Below are 19,436 nucleotides of genomic sequence, written 5' to 3'. Positions count from 1 at the left end.
TTCTCTCTGCTTAGTCTTCAATCTTTAAAATCGATTTGACCTTTTTAAATGTTTCGATAAACTGTTGAATTTCATCGTCCTCGACCTTACCGTCAATCAATTGTTCCAAATAGAGATAGATTGCCTGGTTCGATTCCTCGACGACATCGTGTCCTGCTTGCGTCAAAATGATTTGTTTCGTCCGATGATCATCTTCCGCCCGTTCGACTTCCACGAGTCCTTTTTCATTTAACTTTTTCAGACGGTTTGAAATCGCGCTTTTATGGACACCTTGCATGACGGCGATTCGTCCCGAAGCAATCGGTCCGTATTTACCGACGATTTTCAATAAATGAAGTTGCTCTGGAGAATACAAACGCCACACGGGAGATTCAACGGACTTTAATACGCGTTCCGTCCCATGAATCATGACTTCCTCAAACAGAAGGACGGCTTCCCGAAGATTGTCTTTCATTTTAGTTTACCTCCTAAACTGTTAGTGTTAGTTTAGCCCCTCAACTAGCTGACGTCAACTTCAAACTGTCACAATTAGGCAGACAGACCCGAGCAATGTTCGATATGATAAAAGAGAGCTTGATGCTTGCTAGATAAAGGAGGAAGAACGATGACCCTTTTATTTTGGATCGCCCTTGTGATTTGTATCATTGGACTTATTTTTACACTCATGGTCGGACGTAGCCGCAATGAAGAAAGCTACAGTAACAAAACAACTGCTAAAAACATGGTTTGGATGTACTTGATTTTACTACCGGTCATCTTAATCGTACTTGGTGTATTTTATTACCTGCTGACAAAGTAAACTAAAAAAGATAAGCGGTCCCTTAAGCTACTACCGTTAAGAGACTGCTTATCTTTTTTGATTAATTTAACGTTTTTGGACGGACGATATAAATGTCGCATTTCGCATAACGGGCAATGTTTTCGGATACACTCCCAATCATAATCCGTTCCATTGCGTTCATGCCGACAGCCCCACAGACAATCAGTCCTGCCCCGACACGCGGTGCAATGACTTTCGGGATCAACGTCTTCGGTGACCCTGTCTCGATGACGAGCTCGACTGCATCCAACCCGGCTTGATGTGCCTGTTTTTCGTATCGTTCAAGTAATTCTTGTGCATACTCTGTCACGTTTTGGTCAATGAAGCGTTGGTTGGCACGGACATTCGCGAATGTCTGAATGTCGATGACATGTGTGATGACGAGCTTTGCATGATCAATTTTTGCAAACTGGACCGCTTTATCGAATGCCAAGTCTGCTGTCTTTGATCCGTCTACTGCGACCAGAATTGTATGGTAGTGGCTGTCCATCATGATTCACCCTCTCCACTCAAACAAAGGCAACACTCATAATTTATCGTTGTTTTCGTTCTCCAATGCTCTGTTTTCATGATCGAGTTTCCGTTCTGCTTCGATGCCTTCCGGCTCCGTCTCAAGAATACTTTTAGGTGACGGTGTCGGTCGCTCCGCACCTTCTCGATCCGCGAACAAGACGTAAGCACCATGCCGGACACCGACGACATGACGTTCGATTTCCTCGTCCGCTAGACCAAGCGACGTAAATGCCGTTCGGATTTCATCTTCTGTCGCCGGCTTTCCAGTAAAACGCTCGAACAATGTCCGTTTACCCGTGACGAGTTGTGCTGCTGACTGTCCCCGCAACATCGCCATATCGGTTTTATCCTGTAAGACGACGTATAAATCTTCCTCAAGATACCCTTTAAAATGTAAATCTTCAATATCCCGAATCAATTCGGTTTCATTTTCATACGTTCCGATAAATTGTTTTTTCCCCATTTGACTGTGTCCCCCTTTTTAACTTCTATAAGGGATATACCCGAAAAAACGAAAAGCAATGATTCAAACTGTCGGTTTGTTTCAAGAAACTGGTGTTTTTTGTTCTGAAAAAACCTTTTGTCGTCTCCGAAAGACCACTACTGTGACGATTGCGACTGCCACCGTCGCAATAACGGTAATCCATTCCTGTGTTAAAGTGAGACGATCGTTAAAGAACAGCCCACTATAAAACCAAATCATCACTACACCAAACACCCAATCCGAATGGAACCAGCTGAATACTAGTACACCACCGGCAAAAACAATCAGCATGATACTCGTCCAAAGCGAGACACTTAAACCAAACAGTTCCTCAAACCGGAAATCACGTAAAATCCGAAACGGTAAAATTAAGATTTGGACGCTCGACCAGGCTAGAAAGACGGAAAAAGGCGAGCGCATCCAAGGTGAACGGTTCGGATGCTGTTGAATTTTTGAATAGATGAGACAAAGACTTATGAAAGACACTGTCATCAACACGAGTTCCCACGGCGGACCTACAATCGAACTTACTCCGAGTCCAATCATCGTCAAACTGAACCATCCACTTATATCAAGTATCAACGTTCGATCTGCCGGATAAGATCGGACTGGACGGATGCACCAAATCAGGAGTGTCGTATACAGAACACCGACGACAGCATCAACGAATGGTGCCGGCATGATTGCTAACGGTAACTCGGTCGTCATCTTATACCACACGACACGGGCAAATAAAACGAATAAAAACGATAAAAAATTGAGTAAACGAAGTCCCGTCAGTGTCAACATCTCGCGTCCACCTCCTTACCTAGTCTTTTCCCGACGCGACATGCTCGAAAACAAAAAAACTGTCTTCAAGAAACGGATTCAGGTACGATGGAAAGATAAAGGAGCGTTGATCATATGCAACCATTCATCAAGCCCCACCAATATAATTTCATCCGGAATCAAATTGAGTTATTACTTCAACAATTAACGACCGTGAATGACCCCGATGTCCGTGATGCCGTTTTATACAGCGCGACGACAAAAATTTTCGACATCATTCCCATTCTGTCCCCGGAACAAGAGGAACTTTTGATGACGATCCGGAATCAAGCTTCAGAGCAACAGCTGTTCACGTATCTCGATCAAATCCAACCGTTCGTCGAACCATTTCCGACGATCATCCCCGCTGAAATCCAGGCACTTTTTCCAAAGGTAAAAAAACTCCATCTTCCTCCACTCGATACGATTGATTTTTCAATGACGACGTATTTGAGCTGGAATGATACGAGCAACAAAAAGAAATTTTTTGTTTATCCGCTCGACGGGACGTGGATCGGACTCGAGAGCACCTATTTACCAAACATTCAGCACGGAATTTGCAGCCTCTGTAAAACAAACAATGAGGTCGCGCTCGTCTCGGTTCGAACAAATAAATCAGCTGATCACTATCGTGCTGTCGGGAACTACTTATGCATCGATAGCGACCGATGTAACACTTCCATCACAGCGATTTCTGATCTTGAAAAATTCTTAGCAAATGCTAAATAACAGCAAAAGCGAAGCACCCTGTTTTCGGGAGGCTTCGCTTTTTAATCAGCTTGTAAATAGAATTGATTTTTCCCGCGCCGTTTCGCTTCATACATCGCAATATCCGCTTGTTCAATCAACGTCGTCCGTGACGTCGCATGTGTCGGATAGATTGCGCACCCGATGCTCGCTGTCATGCAGACCGGTGTGTCTTGAAGAATAAAGGGGCGTTCAAACAATTGTACGAGTAATTGTCCACACTCCTCAATCACGTTCGTTTCTTTCACGTCAAATAAAAGGACAACGAATTCATCACCGCCTTGACGGGAAATGACAGTGTTGTGTGGTAATTTTTTCTCAAGACGGCTGGCAATATCGATGATGAGTTGATCGCCGATTTGGTGACCATAGGTGTCATTGATTTGTTTGAAGTGATCCACATCAATAAAATACAGAGCGGCTAACCGTTCGTGTATTTCTGCGCGACGCAGCTCTTCTTTAAAGAGACGGGCAAACAAATACCGGTTCGGCAAATTCGTCAATGCATCGTGATAAGCCATATGCTCCATTTCTTCGAGCGCTCGCTCCAAGTCCGCCGTCCGCTGGTCGACTTTCGCCTCCAAGTTTTCCCGAAGCCGGTGATTATCCATGACAATACGAATTTGTCGCGAAATCAACAAAGGTGTCGCAATCATCAGCCCGATGGTCAACCCGTTAAAGGTGACGGCTTGGCGCGCCATTGTGATAAATAAAATCAACAAGAAAATATAAGGCGTCACTAAGCGTACCCAATCCAGCACGCGACGATTTAACATGAAATCGACAGACCGCTCATCTGCATCAAATAAAATCGCGGCTCCCCCTACTGTCAACGTTGTCGCGAGCCAAACTGGATCGAGCCACATGGCGGACACCGGGAAGTCCGCCCGATACAACACGACGTACAGAAGATCGGCTAATAGTTGTAAGTGAAAACCTAATAAGACGAGCAACAACGATCTACTGTTGCCTCGTTTCATCACGCCAAAGAATAAGATGATCATTCCTCCAAGGAGTAAAAAATCACCTAGCGGATAGCGAATCAACAGCAAGGTTTCTAAGTCAAATCCGGTCACATTTTCTAAATAGGGTGTAATCATATAGTGCCAAGATATCGATCCTGCAACGATCAGAATAATTAATTCATCGAATAAGAAAAATCGCAGATTGATTTGAGTGCGGCGATTGAATAAAAAGTAACAAAACGCAATCAAATAAAAGATAATCTGCAAGCTGAAGACAAAGTCAATCCAGTCGAATGGTCCAAAGCGTTCAGCCCGCTGAATTTGCAAAACCAATTGACCTACTTCACCTGCAATCAAAGCGATATTTCCTAAGAGCAACAGGAAAAAAAGTCGTTGCGTAAAGGGACGAGTGGGATGTTTATAAATCGCCAGTAGGAGCATTGCAGAAGATAAAACAGCACCACCCGTCGTAAATAGACTATTACCGATTCGTGCGAGATCGGAGGACGTTCCTACAATGCCTAACCAGCTAAAATGACTCAAAATCCAAGCAATTATCAAAATATAAATTAATTTTTGTCTCACTTCGTCCTCCTCCCTTCAAATAGTTCTAATGTCCTATCATCTATCGGTCAAAACAATATATTTTTAACCTTCTTTTCTTATTATATTCAAAAAGTTTTTTATTTTCCTCTATTCCGCCTATCGAAGTATTTGGTTTGGTCGACCCTAAAAAATGCTTGCTCGAATGAACGAGCAAGCATTTTAAACTGTAGACAAAGTGCTATCGAGAGACGAAGCATCTTTTTTCGTTGCTTTCCTCGGGCGAGGCGCAAGCCGTTGCTCCTTAGTCCTCACGGACAACGAGCAGGGTCTTGGCTGCCTCTGAAAGTGCGTTAAAAACGCACTTTTCCCGTAGGAGTCAACGAAATGTGACGCTTTTTAGGTAACACCGTGACGGAAAGCCGGGCATGCAGACGGTTTAGAGCGCAATCCGTCTTGACTCGCTTTTAAAGCGAAAAGCAATCGTAAGCGACCCAGCAGCTTTGCTGTAGCGGCGTGACCGATTGCCGCTTTGAAGACGAGGCGAGACAGGCAAGCGTGAACGGATTGCCTCTCGATACCGTATGTTTACGCTTTTTAATAGTTTTTCTACACGCTGAAATGCTTGCTCGAATGAACGAGCAAGCATTTTAGTGTATTTTTAAGATGGAAGTACGCTAGACAATGGAAGTAGAATCGTAAATGTACTGCCTTCGCCTTCTTCAGATTCAACGTGGATCGTTCCATCATGTTCCTTGACGATTTCTTTACAGATTGATAACCCGAGTCCCGTTCCACCGATACGACGCGTATCGGAATTGTCTACGCGATAAAATTTATCAAACAGATGAGCAAACGCATGAGGCGGTATACCGATCCCTTCGTCAATGACACGAATGATGACATGTTCATCGTCCAAGTCCAGAACGACGTCAATTTCTCCACCATCCGGTGAATATTTGATTGCATTATTAATTAAATTACTTAAGAGCTGTTTAATACGATCTTCGTCAGCATGAATGGCTGGCAATTCCTTATTTAAGAGGCGTAGTCGAATCGAGTGGCGTACACTCGACGTCTCATAAATTTCGACGACTTGTTTCGCGACAGTGTACAAATGAAGTGTCGTCTTTTGATAGAGCTGCGCCCCTGATTGCATCCGTTGAACGTCTAAGAAGTCTGTCACTAAGTTTGACAAACGACCTGTTTCGTCATGAATCGTTGCTAAATATTTTTTTTGCTTCATGACATCGATTTCACGGTTCAACATCAACTCCGTAAATCCATAAATGGATGAAAGCGGTGTTCGTAACTCATGCGAGACCGTTGACACGAGTTCTGTTTTCAGACGATCCGCCTCTGTTTCCCGGGTAATATCACGAATGACAAGAATGACACCTTTCCATCCGCCTTCAATATCAATCCGTTCCGCATACACTTCGAGATGTGCTGTATTGTTTCGCACATCGAACTGAAACTTATCCGGAGGAACGATGCCTGAGCGAATTAAAGTGACATACTCATCAAATACGTCACGATCGTCGACTACACTTCGCATCACTTCAATCACATAGGACCCGGATGATAAGGTCCGGTCACTCGTGAACTCCGATTGTAATTCCGGTATCAGGTCAAACAGCGGACGGTTGACATACAGTTCGTCATTTCCGTCTTCTAGATAGATGATGGCCTCACGAATCGAGTCTAACACTTGTTCCGTTTTTTTCTTTTCTTGTTTCATCTCTTCATACGAACGTGTCCGTAACAGAGAGAGCGTCATTTGTTGGGAGAAATCGCGCATATCAAGTAACTGTTGCTTTTTGTAAGGCGACTTGTACCGGACTAAATAAATGGCCGCCATCAACTGACCATTTGCCGGATCATAGATAGGTAGTGCCACTTCATGTGTACTAAAGCTGTACGGAATGTCCGCTGTGCGGTCGACACGTTTTTCAGATTGAACGATCTTTTTACCTAAAAGCATCCGACTTAACACGGACGTATCGTCAGTTCGTAAGGCTTCCAGGTGACTTTGTTTCATGCCATTCGTCGTCGCACCGATGTACATGCCTGCTTCATACAGAAGAAGCGCTCCGTACTCTGAAGACGTGATATCAATCATTTTCTGGATGATTGACGGATAGGCTTCCATCGTTTCTCGAATGGCTAAGGCTTCTGTCAGTTCACTTCTGAGCTTTAGTTTTTCTTCATTTTGTTTCGTTGCCTGGTAGGCTTCCTCTAATTCTTCTTGCTGTGCTTGCAATTCTTCTTGTTGTGCAAGCAATTCTTCACTTTGCGCTTGCAACTCTTCATTTTTCCCCTGCATCTCATCTTTATGTGCGTTCGTCGTCAGCGCCATTTGATTGAACGAGGCCCGGAGTAGACCGATTTCATCAGGACGTTGTTGTGCCGCCTCATCTATTTCAATCGGTTCACTTCGCGTCAATTTTTGATTGTCGTCAATTAAGCGGAATAACTGTTTTGTCATCCGACGAATGAACGGATGAACGAACAATAGAATGAAACTGATTAAAACAAAAATACTTGAAATCCAAATCCACTGTGTATTCGCGACTTCAGTCCGTAATTTTAAAACGGCCGCTTCTTGTTGTTGCTGCAACGTATTACGGTATTCTTCCAGTGCCGATGATGCTTTTTCGATGTCTGGTGTGATATCAATCGATCCGTCTGCCGTCGGTTTGATTTGACCTTGCTCGACGAGACGTTGCGCGATTGGTAACGAAAACAAACTGTCACCTTGTAAAAAATCTTCATTGATGCGATTTGCTTTTTTCTCCGTTACGTATGATTGCGTCAGCGGGAACAATGCCCCGTAATATAAATCATACAAGTTCAACATTTGAGCAGCGAATTCTTCTTCTTGATCCGTTTCTGCTCTGCGTCCAAACCAATCCGTCTCACTTTTGATTTCAGTCCGTAAGGCTTCAATTTCATCAAATCGTTCCTGATCTCCAAAAATCACGAATCCGCGTAATCCAAATTGGACGTTCTGCCAATTGTCCCAAAGCGTATCAGCCCGTCTATTTTTCTCACTAATCGTCTCAAGATCACTTCGGGACGATTCAATTCGTGTTTCCATGTAGTCATAAACAAAAAATGATGTCACCGATACTAATAGTAATACTACATAAAACACCGCTAGCAACTGGCGTCCGATTCGTCTCCGAATCCACTTGATCATAGAATATCCCCCTCACCATCCACTCAGGGATGATGCCTTTTTTAAAATGGTTTCAGTTACTTAAAAATAGCATAATCTACCGAAAAATACCTTAAAAATAATCGACTACAAAAAAACCTTCTCCAGATGACTGGAGAAGGGCTGTTCAACAGATTATTTTTTCGCTTTTTTGACCGTGATCGACGTCTTTACACTTGTCTGTTTATGCGCGTTGACAAGATAAACGGAAAGTTTCGTTCCTGCTTTTTGTTTCGCGATTTTTACAGAGAACGTTCCTTTTGACGTGACGGTTCCTTTAGCGATGACTTTCTTTTTCGCATTTTGTACGTAGACGCGTGTTTTTTTCTCACCTGTCCCAGACAGTTTCGTCTGACTACTAGTGATGGCTTTGACTTTTGGTGCCGCAGGTGGTGCCAAAACCGTTACGACAGTTGGTTTACTTGAACGTTTTGCGATATCAAGCACTGTCACGCTGAGGCGTGCTCCAGCTGTTTGTTTTGGTACTTTGACGCTGAACTTACCTTTCGCATCCACCATGCTTGTGGCAATCGTCTTATTCTTAGCGTCCTTCATGACGATTTTTCCACTTGCACTGGCTGTTCCTGTCACTTTCGTCGCGCCTGCGAGTACAGGATTCACTTTCGGTGCAGCAGGTGCTTTACCAGGCAATACTTCCGTCCGCTCAGATGTAACATCCGTTCCATTCGCATAACGAATCGTCAAGACCGTTTCTTTTGCTTGGCGTGGAATTTGAACGGAGAACGTACCAGCTTTTGCTACCGTCGAAGCTAAACGTTTTGTTGACCAGACTTCTACTTTTGTGCCCGTCTTAACAGTCCCGCTGACAACGAGTTGATTGTCATAGACCGGTTTGACCTTTCCTTGTAAATGCAATTGTGAGATGGCACGCAAAATATTGATTTTCCCGTAACCGGATACCGGACTGACGTAGGCCGGAAGTTTTTCTGGCGCTTTACCAGGCGGATACTCGTCTTCCATGTCCTCTTCATCATCCTCGTACCAATCATTCGGATTTTCGAAGGCGAGTGGTTCTGCACTTGTTCGTAAGATGTTTTCGATTTCTTTTGGTTTCAGTGTCCCGTCGAGTGACGCCAAGATGCCGGCGACTGCCGCAACGTGTGGTGTTGCCATACTCGTTCCATCCATGTAGACGGTGTTACCGTCCGGGACGAGACTTGCGATTTTTGATCCTGGTGCTACGACGTCAAGCCCGAAACCGTAGTTCGAATAGTCAGCGACCATCCCGAGTGGATTCGTTGCTCCAACTGAAATGGCATACTCCGAGTTCGCCGGGAACCCGATGTAACTGTCATATTCATTCCCTGACGCCGCGACGACTGTGACGCCGTTGTCCGCTGCGTACTTCATCATGTAAGCCATCGTTCGACTCTCGCCGCCACCGAGGCTCATGTTGATGACTTTTGCTCCGTGATCGACAGCATATTTAATTCCGAGTGCGATGGCATCTGTTTCGCCTTCCCCATTCGCATTCAATACTTTAATCGGGAGGATTTTAGCAGATTGGTGAATTCCGCGAATGCCATATTCATTTTCGAGTGCTGCCGCGATGACGCCTGAGACGTGTGTCCCGTGACCATTGTCGTCAAGGGCATCTCCTTTTCCATTGACATCGACATAGTTTTTTTCGTTCGCGATGTCGACTTTTCCTTGTAAATCTTTCAGGCGGTAATCGACTCCTGTATCGATGACAGCAATCGTCACCGGAGTCAGTGTTTTGCTGATTGGACTGGCGACGAATTGTTCAAAACCGATACCGACATCCGGTAACTGTTCGACGATCGCATTTTTATTTAACGCCCACTGGTAGTCATAGTTGATGTCCCCTGTTGCGCGGTACGTCTGAATTTTCTCGACATACTCGACGGCAGAAGACCGGCTGAGTGACTGTTTCAATGCCGTCGCGGTTTGACTTTTGACTGTCGGATCTTCCGTGACAATGACGAAGTCGCCCGCTTTACCAAGCGATAAACGCTCAACATCTGTCGCTGGAGTTCCAGCGATCTTCATCGACCGATTCATCTGACCCGGTTTTAATTTAACGATGAACCGTGTTTTTTCTTCTGATTGAATCGTCATTCCGAGTGAACGGAATGTTTCACTCAGCGTGCTTCCACCGAGCGTTGAAATTTCCATTTTTTTCGCATACTGATTGATTTCATTCGCGATGATTTCTGGTGACGCGTCACGTGTTAATTCAAACAGACGATTGACTGCCTGCTGATCGGCTTTTGATAATGTATACGTCGTTCCATTGACGAGCGCCGTCATCGCTGGTTTCAACGTCTTCAAGTCTTCTGCTGCTTGTGTTCGCTTATCTTTATTAAATAAAATCGCTTTGACGACGTAGGGTGACGCTTTGTAATACAGCGACGTTAAGCTACGTCCTTGCTCCGATTGACTCAACACTTGTTTTTGAATCGCGTGCATCAACGCAAGCATCGGCTTTTCTTCAGTCTTTTGCTTCAACGCTTCTTCCGCTGCACAGCTAATATCACTGATTGGTTCGTACTCGACTGCCAGTTTGACATCATTGTATGTCAGTTTAACGTGTGCCGCTTTCGTCGTTTTGCCTTCCTCGATATTCGGATAGTAATCGACTTTTATATAATACGGGCCATCCCAAGCGTAGGGAACCGCCAGTTTCATGGCTTCTTTTTCATTAGGTTCAGCGTAGCTCCGGTAACGATCGAATGTTTCATCTTTCGCTGCCATTTCTTCACTCGGATAGGCGGTCACTTCGATCGATTGATCCGTATCAATTGATAATTCGAAGTGCGATGCTGTTTTTTCGATTCCTGCTTGCTGTTCGACTTTATACCAATATGTATTTTTGTCGTTCGTCCCCGTTTCGAGGACCGTTTCTTGTCCTGCTTTTAATCCGATTGCCTGTCCTATTTCGTCTGCCGCTATCGTTTTCATAGCGAAAGGTCCCACTCCAAGTGTCAGAATGAGGCAGCTCAACATGAGCCAAATCGTCAACTTCTTCACCACTGTTCCTCCTTAAGAAAAATAAATCGTGCTTTTCTCAAGTATAAACAATATTTGGATAAATATGATAATTTTTTCGTTATATTACCTTACAATTTCGAAAGGAAAAATATTCACTTGACCGAACGACTTGGTCCCCCTGCTTTTTTTCAGAAGAAACCCCACCCTTTCGAACGAAAGGATGGGGCGCATATGTTATTTAAATTCAGACAGATACTGACCGTACCCCTCTTTTTCTAAATCTTCCTTCGCAATGAACTGTAGAGCTGCCGAGTTCATGCAGTACCGAAGACCGGTCGGCTCAGGACCATCGTTAAAGACGTGACCGAGATGGGCGTTGCCATGACGACTCCGGACTTCCATCCGCTTCATCCCGAGGGCAAAATCACTTTTTTCAATGATATTCCCAGGCTCGAGTGGTTGACTGAAACTGGGCCATCCTGTTTTCGAGTCGTACTTATCTTTTGATGAGAAGAGCGGTTCACCAGAAATCAGATCGACGTAAATCCCGTCCGCTTTTAAGTCGTGATAGGGATTGTCAAAGGCAGGTTCGGTCCCGTCTTCTTGCGTAACTTTATACTGAATATCGGTCAATTTTGCTTTCTTTTGAGCATCCGTTAACTTGTCATACTTCGGTAAATCGAGTTTCGGTTGATCGGTCCAGTAGCGGTCGATGAACTCATCTCGCCCGGAAGCGGCACGGTAAAACTTATACTTTTTCTCGCTCTTCAAGTAGTAGTCCTGATGATATGCCTCCGCCTCATAAAAAGGACCGGACTCAATCAAAGGTGTGACGATTTTGTCGTCAAAGATGCCGCGGTCTGCCAGGTCTTGTTTTGACTGTTCAGCGATTTGCTTTTGGTCATCGTTTGTATAAAAAATCGCTGTCGTATACGACTCGCCTTGATCGACGAATTGACCGTTCGGATCGGTTGGATCGATTTGGCGCCAGTAGACATCGAGTAACTGTTTGTACGAAATGACAGTCGGGTCAAACGTAATCAAAACGGCTTCCCGGTGACCGGTCGTCTCAGCAGACACTTGATTGTAGGTCGGGTTTTCAACGTCACCGCCGGTATAACCCGAGATGACGGACTTCACGCCCTTCAATTCCTCAAATGGCGGTTCCATACACCAAAAACAGCCCCCTGCTAAAATCGCCGTCTCCTCTTTCGCATAGGTCAGTTCTTTACTTCCGCTCGACTTCGCCTGTTGCTGCTGGAAAACAAAATACCCGCCAATCATGATGGCAAGTAATGCAACGACGGATAGAATCGTCAACATTCGCTTCTTCATCTCCCTTCGCCTCCTTTTTAAAGCATACGTTCCGGGTGAATGGTTAGATGTCTTTTTTCTAATGTACCTTGATTTCACATAGTTTGTCGTTGACCGTGCCTCAAAATTGCACATCTGATGCTGAATGATTATTTAATGAAAAAGTAGGGAATAGCTTTAAGACTAAACACCAGGAGGGGTATCGATGTTTGATTATACAGTTACGACTGAACACTCAACAGAAAAAACCATCACACGTTTGAAAGAGGAGCTCCAAAAAGTTTCATTTGGTGTCCTTTGGGAATTCGATTTAGCAGGAAAATTAGATGAAAAGGGACTCGACTTTGAAGGCGAGTATCATATTCTCGAAGTCTGTAACCCGAAAGAAGCACACCGCGTCCTGTCAGCTGAACGACGTGCGGGTTACTTCCTACCTTGTAAACTGGCTGTCTTTACGGAGAATGGACAAACGAAAATCGGCATGCCACGTCCGACAGCACTGATTGCGCTCGTTGAAGATGAACAATTAAAACAGGTCGCAAAAGAAGTCGAAGATCAATTGCTTCACGTCATCGACGCAAGCAAGTAAGCAAAAAAACGAGCCGGTTTCGTCTTTTGACGATACCGACTCGTTTTTTGTCTGTTTATAAAATATCAAGCCAAATCTTGATTGCTGTCGCGAGAATCAAGACAGCAAGGGTCACTTGTAGGATTTTAGTATTCATCTTTTTCCCGGCGATTGCTCCGAGTGGCGCCGCAATCAGACTGGCAACAACCATGATCGCTGCAGGACCCCAATCGACTTGCCCCGTCGTGATTTTACCGACGGTCGCGCCAATCGAAGAAATGAACGTAATCGCGAGGGACGAAGCGATCGTCATCCGTGTTGGAATTTTTAAGATGACAAGCATGATTGGAACAAGTAAGAAAGCTCCGGCAGCACCGACGATTCCAGCACCAATCCCGACGATGAAGGCAGCACTTGCTGCGATACCTTTATTGAACTTCACTTGATCGAGCGGAATGTCATCGAGCCCTTTTTTCGGAACGAACATCATGACAGCAGCTGTTAACGCTAATATGCCGTAGACGAGATTGATTGTATCTTCCGCTAAGACGTTCGAGCCATATGCGCCGATGAAGCTCCCAATCAAAATCGCTCCACCCATGTTGATGATTAACGATTTGTTCAGGTAACCACCTTTACGATACGCCCAGACGCCGCCAATCGTCGCAAAAAATACTTGAATGGCACTGATTCCTGCGACCTCATGAGCAGAGAACGCCGCAAATCCGAGCAACGGTGGAATATAAAGTAACATCGGATACTTGATGATCGATCCGCCAATTCCTAACATCCCGGAGATGTACGAACCGACGAAACCGATTAAGAAGATGGTAATAATAAAACCGATTTCCATGTGGATCACTCCTTTAAAAAAAGGGGACTGTCAGCAGCCCCCTTAAACTTGAATTACCCTTTTTGAATCCAGAATTTCAATACACTCGCTTCTTCTTCGTGTTTAACGAGCTCATGACCGCCTGAGTTTGCCCAAGCTTGTAAATCATTTTTAGCACCTTTATCCGTTGCATGTACTTCTAAAATTTGTCCTGATTCAAGTCCTGCGATTGCTTTTTTTGTTTTGACGATCGGCATTGGACATGCAAGTCCTTTTGCGTCGAGTACGAGTTCTGATTTCATTGATGAATTCCTCCTAATAGTTGCTTGCTTTAGTTTAGTTTTCGAGCTGATTAACGAACGGCACACCGGTTCGGACCGACTTCCATCTCACGTTGTGTTTCGAGATCTGGTGTCTTCTTACCCATGTTCGTTTCGCGGATTTCTTGATACGCATTTGGTTGCGGCGGCAAGTTCTCTGTCACCATCTTACGGAAGACACTTTCGTCTTCGATGTTCAAACCGTGATTGTTCGCAAGGAGAACATTCAGTTTCTCCGCGACACTGCCATCTGCGTTCAACTCTTCAATCAACATGAAGTGTGCCGGAAGCACGATCAAGTCGTTCGAAAGTTCACGGTACGTCTTGTAAAGCGAGTTTCGTAAGTCACCGACCCAGTCGTCCGCAAGACCTGCGAGGTCAGGGCGACCAATCGAATCGATGAACAGGATATCACCCGTTAAGAGATACCGGTTATCGACGACGAATGATGTCGAACCAATCGTATGTCCCGGGGAATAAAGGGCAAGGACGTCGATTTGTGTATCCCCCACTTGCACATGGCTGCCATCTTCAAGTGCCGCATATTCGAATGTCACATCTGTCGCATCTTTTGGTGGTAACCAATAGGTCGCACCCGTTTTTTCAGCAATTTCACGACCACCTGAAATATGATCGGCATGTAAGTGTGTATCAAACACATGTGTGATTTTGACATGACGTGCTGCTGCATAATCAAGATAGACATCTGTCATCCGTGTTGCATCTACGAGGACCGCTTCGCCCTCCGAGATGATCATGTAAGACAAACATCCTTTTCCGATTCGGACGAACTGAACGACTTCACCACGATCTTGACCCGTCTCATTCAATGTTCCGAGTGAAATCGGTTCGAGGTGCTCGCTCCATGCCTTCATGCCACCTGCTAAATAAGAAACAGTCCGTCCTGCTTCCTCTAACAAATCAGCGACGAAGATAGAAGAACCTTCTTTTGCACAGACGACGAGAACGTCTTGATCCGTCGGCAGTTGATCGAGAATGTCTTCGACACCATCGAGTAAATCAAAGTATGGAACGTTCAAATAATTGAAGTTTTCACCTTCAATTTTCCAGTCCGCGAATGCATCTTCGTTCCGGACGTCTAAGATAAAGAATGGTTGACGGTTAATAACTTTTTGTGTGACTTCTTGAGTCGTCATTGCATGTGCCATCTGTTGTTGTTCCTCCTAAGCGGTTTAGTAATTAAACAGTCGTTGCCGTATCAAACGTCCACTGGCTCATGCCCGGTACGACATTTTGAACCGTGAATCCTTTTGCATCCAGTTGTTGTGATGCGAGATCACTCCGGCTGCCTGTCCGGCAAACGACGTAAATCGTTTTGGTTTTATCGAGTTCATCACTGCGTGTGTCGAGCTCACCGAGCGGAATGTTGATCGCGTTCGGGATATGTGAAAAGGCATATTCTGCTGTTTCACGTACATCGAGAACGAGCACGTCGTCGTTTGAGCGCACTGCTTCAAGTGTCTCGTTATTCACTACTTGTGTGAAAGCAGGAGCTTCCTGATCGTTTCCGGAAGACTTCCGGACGTAATGACGTAACACGTCCCCTTCTTCAATCGTTCCAAGGTACTGATTGCCGGTACTGTTCGCCCAAGCACGTAAATCAGCGGTTGACCCTTTATCGGTTGCCTGCACTTCGATGACTTGACCCGGTTCGAGTGTCTTGATTGATTTTTTCGTACGGACGATCGGCATCGGACAAGCGAGTCCACGTGCGTCAAGTACAACGTCTGTTTTAATTGTCTGCAAAAGTATTCGCTCCTTTTACCTCTAGGGGTATATTTAAGATTAAAATTTTTACTCTGTTTTTCCTTCGTAGGACATCATGCCGCCATCCATGTTGATGACATTGTAGCCTTGTCCTTCGAGATATGTTGTCGCGCGACCGCTGCGTGCACCAGAACGACAAACCATGACGTACTCTTTTTTCTTATCGAGTTCATTCATTTTAAATTCAACGAGACCAAGCGGAATATGATTCGCTCCAGGAATCTTGCCTTCTTTCACTTCGTCGACTTCACGTACGTCGATGATGTTTAAGTGTTCCCCGTTTTCAAGCTTTTCCTGTACTTCTTTAGCGGTTAGTCGTTTCATTTACTTCATCCTCCTTTAGTTTACGTTCAGCGCCACGCATTCATGCCGCCTGATACTTCCGTTACGTTCGGATAACCTGCTTTTTTGAGTTGCTTGACAGCCTGTTTACTTCGCATCCCGCTTTGACAGATCACGATAACTTCCTTGTCTTTCGGAATTTTGTCGAGTTGTGCCGGTAACGTTTGGAGCGGAATGTTTTTGAACCCTTTAATGTGGTTTCCTTTAAATTCGCCCGGTGTCCGGACGTCCAAGTAAAACCGATTACGCTCATTTAATTTACTTTTTAGTTCAGTTGTTGAGATTTTCGCGACACCTTTCGTCGGTACAAACATGCGGTAAGCAAGAAACGCGACGATCAGTAGAAAAACAACGGTTAAGATATCCACTTTATGATGCCTCCATTCTCTAAGTTAGATGAAGAGATTGACGTTTCCGTTTTCTGCGTCTGCGAGGTATGCTGCAACACCTGCGTATTCAATCCCATCATGCAATTCTTCTTGTTTCAGACCAAGCAAGTCCATTGTCATCGTACAAGCGACAAGCTTCACGTCTTGTTCTTTTGCAAGTTCAATCAAATCCGGAAGTGGCATTGCGTTGTGTTTTTTCATGACGTTTTTGATCATTTTTTGACCGGCACCACCGAAGTTCATTTTCGAAAGTGGCATTTTATCTGCACCGCGTGGCATGAATTTACCAAACATTTTTTCGAGGAACGTTTTATCCGGTTGGATCGGTTCATCTTTACGCATCGCGTTTAATCCCCAGAACGTATGGAAAATCGTGACTTCGTGATCATACGCTGCTGCTCCATTTGCGATGATATATGCTGCCATCACCTTATCGTAATCTCCACTGAACAATACAATCGTTGTTTTTTTAACATCTGACATTTAACTAATTCCTCCGTCTACTTTTACCCATAGGGGTATAAATTATTCTAAAAAATTTTACCGGCTTTTTAAAAGCAATTGAACGGCTTCTGCAACAGCCTGTTCATGATTTTCTTCTGTCTCATCATTTTTGACACAACCGATGAGGTTTTCACTCACAACCAGTCCGATGACACGATCAATCGCGCTACGTGTCGCACTGAGCTGTGTGACGACATCCTTACAAGAAGCATCCTCTTTCATCATACGGACGATGCCATGTAGTTGTCCCTCAATCCGGTTCATTCGATGAATGATTCGATCTTCATATAATTTTTCCATTTGAAGACCACTCTCCTTTTTCGTGTGACGTTCGTCATACCTCGTTGGTACATTTCATACTTTAATACCTATGGGGGTATAAGTCAACGGAAAAGTTTTCTTTTTTTAATTCTGTTTGAATTCTTCCACTACCATCGCCATCCACTTCTCGGAAAGCCGCGTCGGTTGTCCCTTTAACGTCACGAATTGAAAAGTCCGCTTGTGAACCGGATCTTCGTTGTGAAACCGGTAGTTTGCTGAATCGAGCATCTCTCCCGCCAACCGCTCGGAAATCATCGAAATACCCGTTCCATTTTCAATCAACTGTTTGACGAGACGATTCGAATGGACCGTAATGATACGTTGCGGAACGATATCATTCGTCGCTAACCAGGATTCGAGTGCTGCTCGCCCGGCAGACCCCTCCTCACGGTAAATGAATGTCGCCTCACTGAGGTCAAGTTCTCGTCGACCAATCACCCGGAGGCGATCGAATGTAAACGGCGTTACCTCAATTTGTGGTGCTTCGACAACTCCTTCGACTAGACCTAAATCAATTTCGTAATGAAGCACAGCTTGTTCGACTTGTTCCTGATTCATCAATTTCGCATCAATCACGACTTCCGGATACAGATTTACAAAACGATGGATCATTTTTTCGAGCATCGTTTCATAAATCGTATGTGTCGCAGCAATCTTCAAATGACCGCGGACAAGCCCCTCGAGTTCATCCATCTCTTGATCGAGTCGCTCCACTTGATGCAGGATTTCTTTCGCGTGGCGATAAACCAATTGTCCGGCTTCTGATATTTCAATCGTCTTATTAAAGGAATGCCGGTGAATCAACGCTTGTCCAAAATGCGTTTCTAACCGTTTTAAATGCAGACTGACCGTTGGTTGTGAAATATAGAGTTGTTCTGCTGTCTTCGTAAAGTGTTTCGTTTCGACTAATGAAATAAACGTTCTTAGTTCGTGGAGACGCATTCTTTCCCCTCCTCATTAACCTTTATAATCATTTAGATCAGTATAATCTATTTTCGTAATCAATCATCACGCTGTACAGTAAAGATAGATTAAGAACAAAAGAAAGAAGGGTTTACTGCATGGAATTCATCCTGTTTATACTTTTAGGGTCAACAATTGGTATCTTATCCGGCTTTTTCGGAATCGGCGGAGGGATTATTTTAACTCCTCTCTTATTAATCCTCGGTTATCCACCCAGTACCGCGATCGTCCTCAGTCTGTTATTGACACTCGGTTCGACCGTGACCGGGACGGTATCCCATATGCGTCTGAAAAATTTTAATGTCCGTGATGCGTTAGCCGTCGGATTATCCGGGATCGTCGGTTCTGCCGTCATCACACCGGTCGTCTTTTGGCTCGAACAACGGACCGGAGCCGATGCGATGATTTCTGCCCTCTACATCGTCTTGTTGACGTGGTTTGCGATTCAGTTCTTAAAACCATCGAAACGAAAACCAGTCGAAGGACATATCACACAAGCGAATCTTTATAAATTGATCGTCATCGGATTTGCTGCCGGGATTCTCTCCTCCCTCATGGGGGTCAGTGGTGGCTTCCTGCTTACGCCACTCTTGATGGGATGGGTCCGTTTCCCACTCAAACAAGCCATCGGCACGAGCATCGCCTCGGCGACACTGATCGTCCTCGGCGGTGTCACCAGTTATCTTGCTTCCGGTACCGAAGCTCCGCTTTATCTCGGCATTGCTTTAATCGTCGGTGCGTTTATCGGCTCTCCGATTGGTGCTTCCTTGCTTCATCTGTTCGAAGATCGTTTCGTCCGAAAGAGTCTTGGCATCTTTTACGCCGTCGTCGCCGTCAGTGTCGTCTTGAAAGTCTTAGAGCAGGAAACAGGATCGCTCATCTTGCTCGGCATCTTTACGATTGGGCTATTGCTTCTATTTTTCTATCAAAAAGTAAGAAGTAGACATTCCTAGGACATGAGTCTTTTTGAATCGCGTCCACAGCGAAAACAATCTTCATAACCCTTTACGTGCAAACTAAAGA

At 44.8% G+C, this 19,436-nt stretch carries 21 protein-coding genes; 4 read left to right on the top strand and 17 right to left on the bottom strand.

Going from position 1 to position 19,436, the window contains the following annotated elements; translation table 11 throughout:
- Positions 1-10: 10 nt before the first annotated feature.
- The gene (locus KNP96_RS10740; RefSeq protein WP_029332515.1) at positions 11-454 is read right to left on the bottom strand and encodes a MarR family winged helix-turn-helix transcriptional regulator; all 444 of its coding nucleotides are present in this window, start codon (positions 452-454) and stop codon (positions 11-13) included.
- A 150-nt stretch (positions 455-604) separates the two neighbouring features.
- Between KNP96_RS10740 and KNP96_RS10735 the strand changes: the two genes are divergently transcribed.
- Positions 605-799 (top strand): hypothetical protein, encoded by a 195-nt coding sequence (locus KNP96_RS10735; RefSeq protein WP_088836190.1) that lies wholly within the window; start codon positions 605-607, stop codon positions 797-799.
- A 61-nt stretch (positions 800-860) separates the two neighbouring features.
- Here the strand turns inward: KNP96_RS10735 and KNP96_RS10730 are convergent, their stop codons facing one another.
- From KNP96_RS10730 to KNP96_RS10720, 3 genes are all read right to left on the bottom strand, one after another.
- Positions 861-1,310, bottom strand: a complete 450-nt coding sequence (locus KNP96_RS10730) for a universal stress protein (protein WP_088838409.1) — start codon at positions 1,308-1,310, stop codon at positions 861-863.
- A gap of 36 nt (positions 1,311-1,346) precedes the next feature.
- A complete protein-coding gene (locus tag KNP96_RS10725; RefSeq protein ID WP_214767247.1) occupies positions 1,347-1,796 on the bottom strand; it encodes a YflT domain-containing protein in 450 nt (149 codons plus the stop codon).
- Positions 1,797-1,877: 81 nt separating this feature from the next.
- Positions 1,878-2,606: a hypothetical protein gene (locus KNP96_RS10720; protein ID WP_214770427.1), complete on the bottom strand. Its 729-nt coding sequence runs from the start codon at positions 2,604-2,606 to the stop codon at positions 1,878-1,880.
- A 114-nt stretch (positions 2,607-2,720) separates the two neighbouring features.
- Between KNP96_RS10720 and KNP96_RS10715 the strand changes: the two genes are divergently transcribed.
- Positions 2,721-3,353 carry a FusB/FusC family EF-G-binding protein gene (locus tag KNP96_RS10715; protein ID WP_214770424.1) on the top strand — a complete coding sequence of 211 codons (633 nt, stop codon included), beginning with the start codon at positions 2,721-2,723 and terminating at the stop codon, positions 3,351-3,353.
- Positions 3,354-3,394: 41 nt separating this feature from the next.
- On the opposite strand, the gene KNP96_RS10710 is transcribed toward KNP96_RS10715, so the two are convergent.
- The 4 genes from KNP96_RS10710 to msrB form a co-directional block, all read right to left on the bottom strand.
- Positions 3,395-4,921 carry a diguanylate cyclase domain-containing protein gene (locus tag KNP96_RS10710; protein ID WP_353048348.1) on the bottom strand — a complete coding sequence of 509 codons (1,527 nt, stop codon included), beginning with the start codon at positions 4,919-4,921 and terminating at the stop codon, positions 3,395-3,397.
- A gap of 619 nt (positions 4,922-5,540) precedes the next feature.
- The gene (locus KNP96_RS10705; protein ID WP_214770420.1) at positions 5,541-8,081 is read right to left on the bottom strand and encodes an ATP-binding protein; all 2,541 of its coding nucleotides are present in this window, start codon (positions 8,079-8,081) and stop codon (positions 5,541-5,543) included.
- Between the two features lie 153 nt (positions 8,082-8,234).
- Positions 8,235-11,111, bottom strand: a complete 2,877-nt coding sequence (locus KNP96_RS10700) for a S8 family peptidase (protein ID WP_214770418.1) — start codon at positions 11,109-11,111, stop codon at positions 8,235-8,237.
- A gap of 195 nt (positions 11,112-11,306) precedes the next feature.
- A complete protein-coding gene (gene msrB / locus KNP96_RS10695; RefSeq protein WP_214770416.1) occupies positions 11,307-12,407 on the bottom strand; it encodes a peptide-methionine (R)-S-oxide reductase MsrB in 1,101 nt (366 codons plus the stop codon).
- A gap of 184 nt (positions 12,408-12,591) precedes the next feature.
- Here msrB and KNP96_RS10690 point away from each other — a divergent pair, with 184 nt between their 5' ends.
- Positions 12,592-12,975, top strand: a complete 384-nt coding sequence (locus KNP96_RS10690; RefSeq protein WP_088836183.1) for a DUF302 domain-containing protein — start codon at positions 12,592-12,594, stop codon at positions 12,973-12,975.
- A gap of 55 nt (positions 12,976-13,030) precedes the next feature.
- Here the strand turns inward: KNP96_RS10690 and KNP96_RS10685 are convergent, their stop codons facing one another.
- From KNP96_RS10685 to KNP96_RS10645, 9 genes are all read right to left on the bottom strand, one after another.
- Positions 13,031-13,807: a sulfite exporter TauE/SafE family protein gene (locus tag KNP96_RS10685; protein WP_029332504.1), complete on the bottom strand. Its 777-nt coding sequence runs from the start codon at positions 13,805-13,807 to the stop codon at positions 13,031-13,033.
- 53 nt (positions 13,808-13,860) lie between these two features.
- Positions 13,861-14,088 (bottom strand): sulfurtransferase TusA family protein, encoded by a 228-nt coding sequence (locus KNP96_RS10680; RefSeq protein WP_029332503.1) that lies wholly within the window; start codon positions 14,086-14,088, stop codon positions 13,861-13,863.
- A 50-nt stretch (positions 14,089-14,138) separates the two neighbouring features.
- Positions 14,139-15,275, bottom strand: a complete 1,137-nt coding sequence (locus KNP96_RS10675; RefSeq protein ID WP_214767259.1) for an MBL fold metallo-hydrolase — start codon at positions 15,273-15,275, stop codon at positions 14,139-14,141.
- 31 nt (positions 15,276-15,306) lie between these two features.
- Entirely contained in the window at positions 15,307-15,873 is a 567-nt protein-coding gene (locus tag KNP96_RS10670; RefSeq protein WP_088836181.1) for a sulfurtransferase TusA family protein, read from the bottom strand.
- 48 nt (positions 15,874-15,921) lie between these two features.
- On the bottom strand, positions 15,922-16,218 hold the full coding sequence (locus KNP96_RS10665; protein WP_088836180.1) for a rhodanese-like domain-containing protein: 297 nt from the start codon (positions 16,216-16,218) through the stop codon (positions 15,922-15,924).
- Positions 16,219-16,244: 26 nt separating this feature from the next.
- Positions 16,245-16,550 (bottom strand): rhodanese-like domain-containing protein, encoded by a 306-nt coding sequence (locus KNP96_RS10660; RefSeq protein ID WP_214770531.1) that lies wholly within the window; start codon positions 16,548-16,550, stop codon positions 16,245-16,247.
- A 78-nt stretch (positions 16,551-16,628) separates the two neighbouring features.
- Positions 16,629-17,108, bottom strand: a complete 480-nt coding sequence (locus KNP96_RS10655; RefSeq protein ID WP_088836179.1) for a DsrE/DsrF/DrsH-like family protein — start codon at positions 17,106-17,108, stop codon at positions 16,629-16,631.
- A 57-nt stretch (positions 17,109-17,165) separates the two neighbouring features.
- Positions 17,166-17,429 (bottom strand): metal-sensitive transcriptional regulator, encoded by a 264-nt coding sequence (locus KNP96_RS10650; protein WP_029332497.1) that lies wholly within the window; start codon positions 17,427-17,429, stop codon positions 17,166-17,168.
- A 105-nt stretch (positions 17,430-17,534) separates the two neighbouring features.
- Positions 17,535-18,392, bottom strand: coding sequence for a LysR family transcriptional regulator (locus KNP96_RS10645; protein WP_214770414.1), 858 nt, complete (start codon positions 18,390-18,392; stop codon positions 17,535-17,537).
- A gap of 119 nt (positions 18,393-18,511) precedes the next feature.
- On the opposite strand from KNP96_RS10645, the gene KNP96_RS10640 reads away from it, so the two are divergent.
- The gene (locus KNP96_RS10640) at positions 18,512-19,366 is read left to right on the top strand and encodes a sulfite exporter TauE/SafE family protein (RefSeq protein WP_214770412.1); all 855 of its coding nucleotides are present in this window, start codon (positions 18,512-18,514) and stop codon (positions 19,364-19,366) included.
- The last annotated feature ends 70 nt before the right edge of the window (positions 19,367-19,436 follow it).

The sequence above is a fragment of the Exiguobacterium sp. s133 genome (assembly GCF_018618595.1).
In the GTDB taxonomy this organism is placed as follows: Bacteria; Bacillota; Bacilli; order Exiguobacteriales; family Exiguobacteriaceae; genus Exiguobacterium_A; species Exiguobacterium_A oxidotolerans.
This window is presented reverse-complemented; position numbering and strand designations above follow the sequence as displayed.

Excerpts from the sequence above, each read along its gene's own strand:
- KNP96_RS10685 (WP_029332504.1), bottom strand. The coding sequence starts at position 13,807 with ATGGAAATCGGTTTTATTATTACCATCTTCTTAATCGGTTTCGTCGGT.
- KNP96_RS10735 (WP_088836190.1), top strand. The coding sequence starts at position 605 with ATGACCCTTTTATTTTGGATCGCCCTTGTGATTTGTATCATTGGACTT.
- KNP96_RS10675 (WP_214767259.1), bottom strand. The coding sequence starts at position 15,275 with ATGGCACATGCAATGACGACTCAAGAAGTCACACAAAAAGTTATTAAC.
- KNP96_RS10715 (WP_214770424.1), top strand. The coding sequence starts at position 2,721 with ATGCAACCATTCATCAAGCCCCACCAATATAATTTCATCCGGAATCAA.
- KNP96_RS10730 (WP_088838409.1), bottom strand. The coding sequence starts at position 1,310 with ATGGACAGCCACTACCATACAATTCTGGTCGCAGTAGACGGATCAAAG.
- KNP96_RS10740 (WP_029332515.1), bottom strand. The coding sequence starts at position 454 with ATGAAAGACAATCTTCGGGAAGCCGTCCTTCTGTTTGAGGAAGTCATG.
- KNP96_RS10660 (WP_214770531.1), bottom strand. The coding sequence starts at position 16,550 with ATGTTTGTACCGACGAAAGGTGTCGCGAAAATCTCAACAACTGAACTA.
- KNP96_RS10690 (WP_088836183.1), top strand. The coding sequence starts at position 12,592 with ATGTTTGATTATACAGTTACGACTGAACACTCAACAGAAAAAACCATC.
- KNP96_RS10705 (WP_214770420.1), bottom strand. The coding sequence starts at position 8,081 with ATGATCAAGTGGATTCGGAGACGAATCGGACGCCAGTTGCTAGCGGTG.
- msrB (WP_214770416.1), bottom strand. The coding sequence starts at position 12,407 with ATGAAGAAGCGAATGTTGACGATTCTATCCGTCGTTGCATTACTTGCC.
- KNP96_RS10650 (WP_029332497.1), bottom strand. The coding sequence starts at position 17,429 with ATGGAAAAATTATATGAAGATCGAATCATTCATCGAATGAACCGGATT.
- KNP96_RS10720 (WP_214770427.1), bottom strand. The coding sequence starts at position 2,606 with ATGTTGACACTGACGGGACTTCGTTTACTCAATTTTTTATCGTTTTTA.
- KNP96_RS10645 (WP_214770414.1), bottom strand. The coding sequence starts at position 18,392 with ATGCGTCTCCACGAACTAAGAACGTTTATTTCATTAGTCGAAACGAAA.
- KNP96_RS10640 (WP_214770412.1), top strand. The coding sequence starts at position 18,512 with ATGGAATTCATCCTGTTTATACTTTTAGGGTCAACAATTGGTATCTTA.
- KNP96_RS10665 (WP_088836180.1), bottom strand. The coding sequence starts at position 16,218 with ATGAAACGACTAACCGCTAAAGAAGTACAGGAAAAGCTTGAAAACGGG.
- KNP96_RS10655 (WP_088836179.1), bottom strand. The coding sequence starts at position 17,108 with ATGTCAGATGTTAAAAAAACAACGATTGTATTGTTCAGTGGAGATTAC.
- KNP96_RS10680 (WP_029332503.1), bottom strand. The coding sequence starts at position 14,088 with ATGAAATCAGAACTCGTACTCGACGCAAAAGGACTTGCATGTCCAATG.
- KNP96_RS10725 (WP_214767247.1), bottom strand. The coding sequence starts at position 1,796 with ATGGGGAAAAAACAATTTATCGGAACGTATGAAAATGAAACCGAATTG.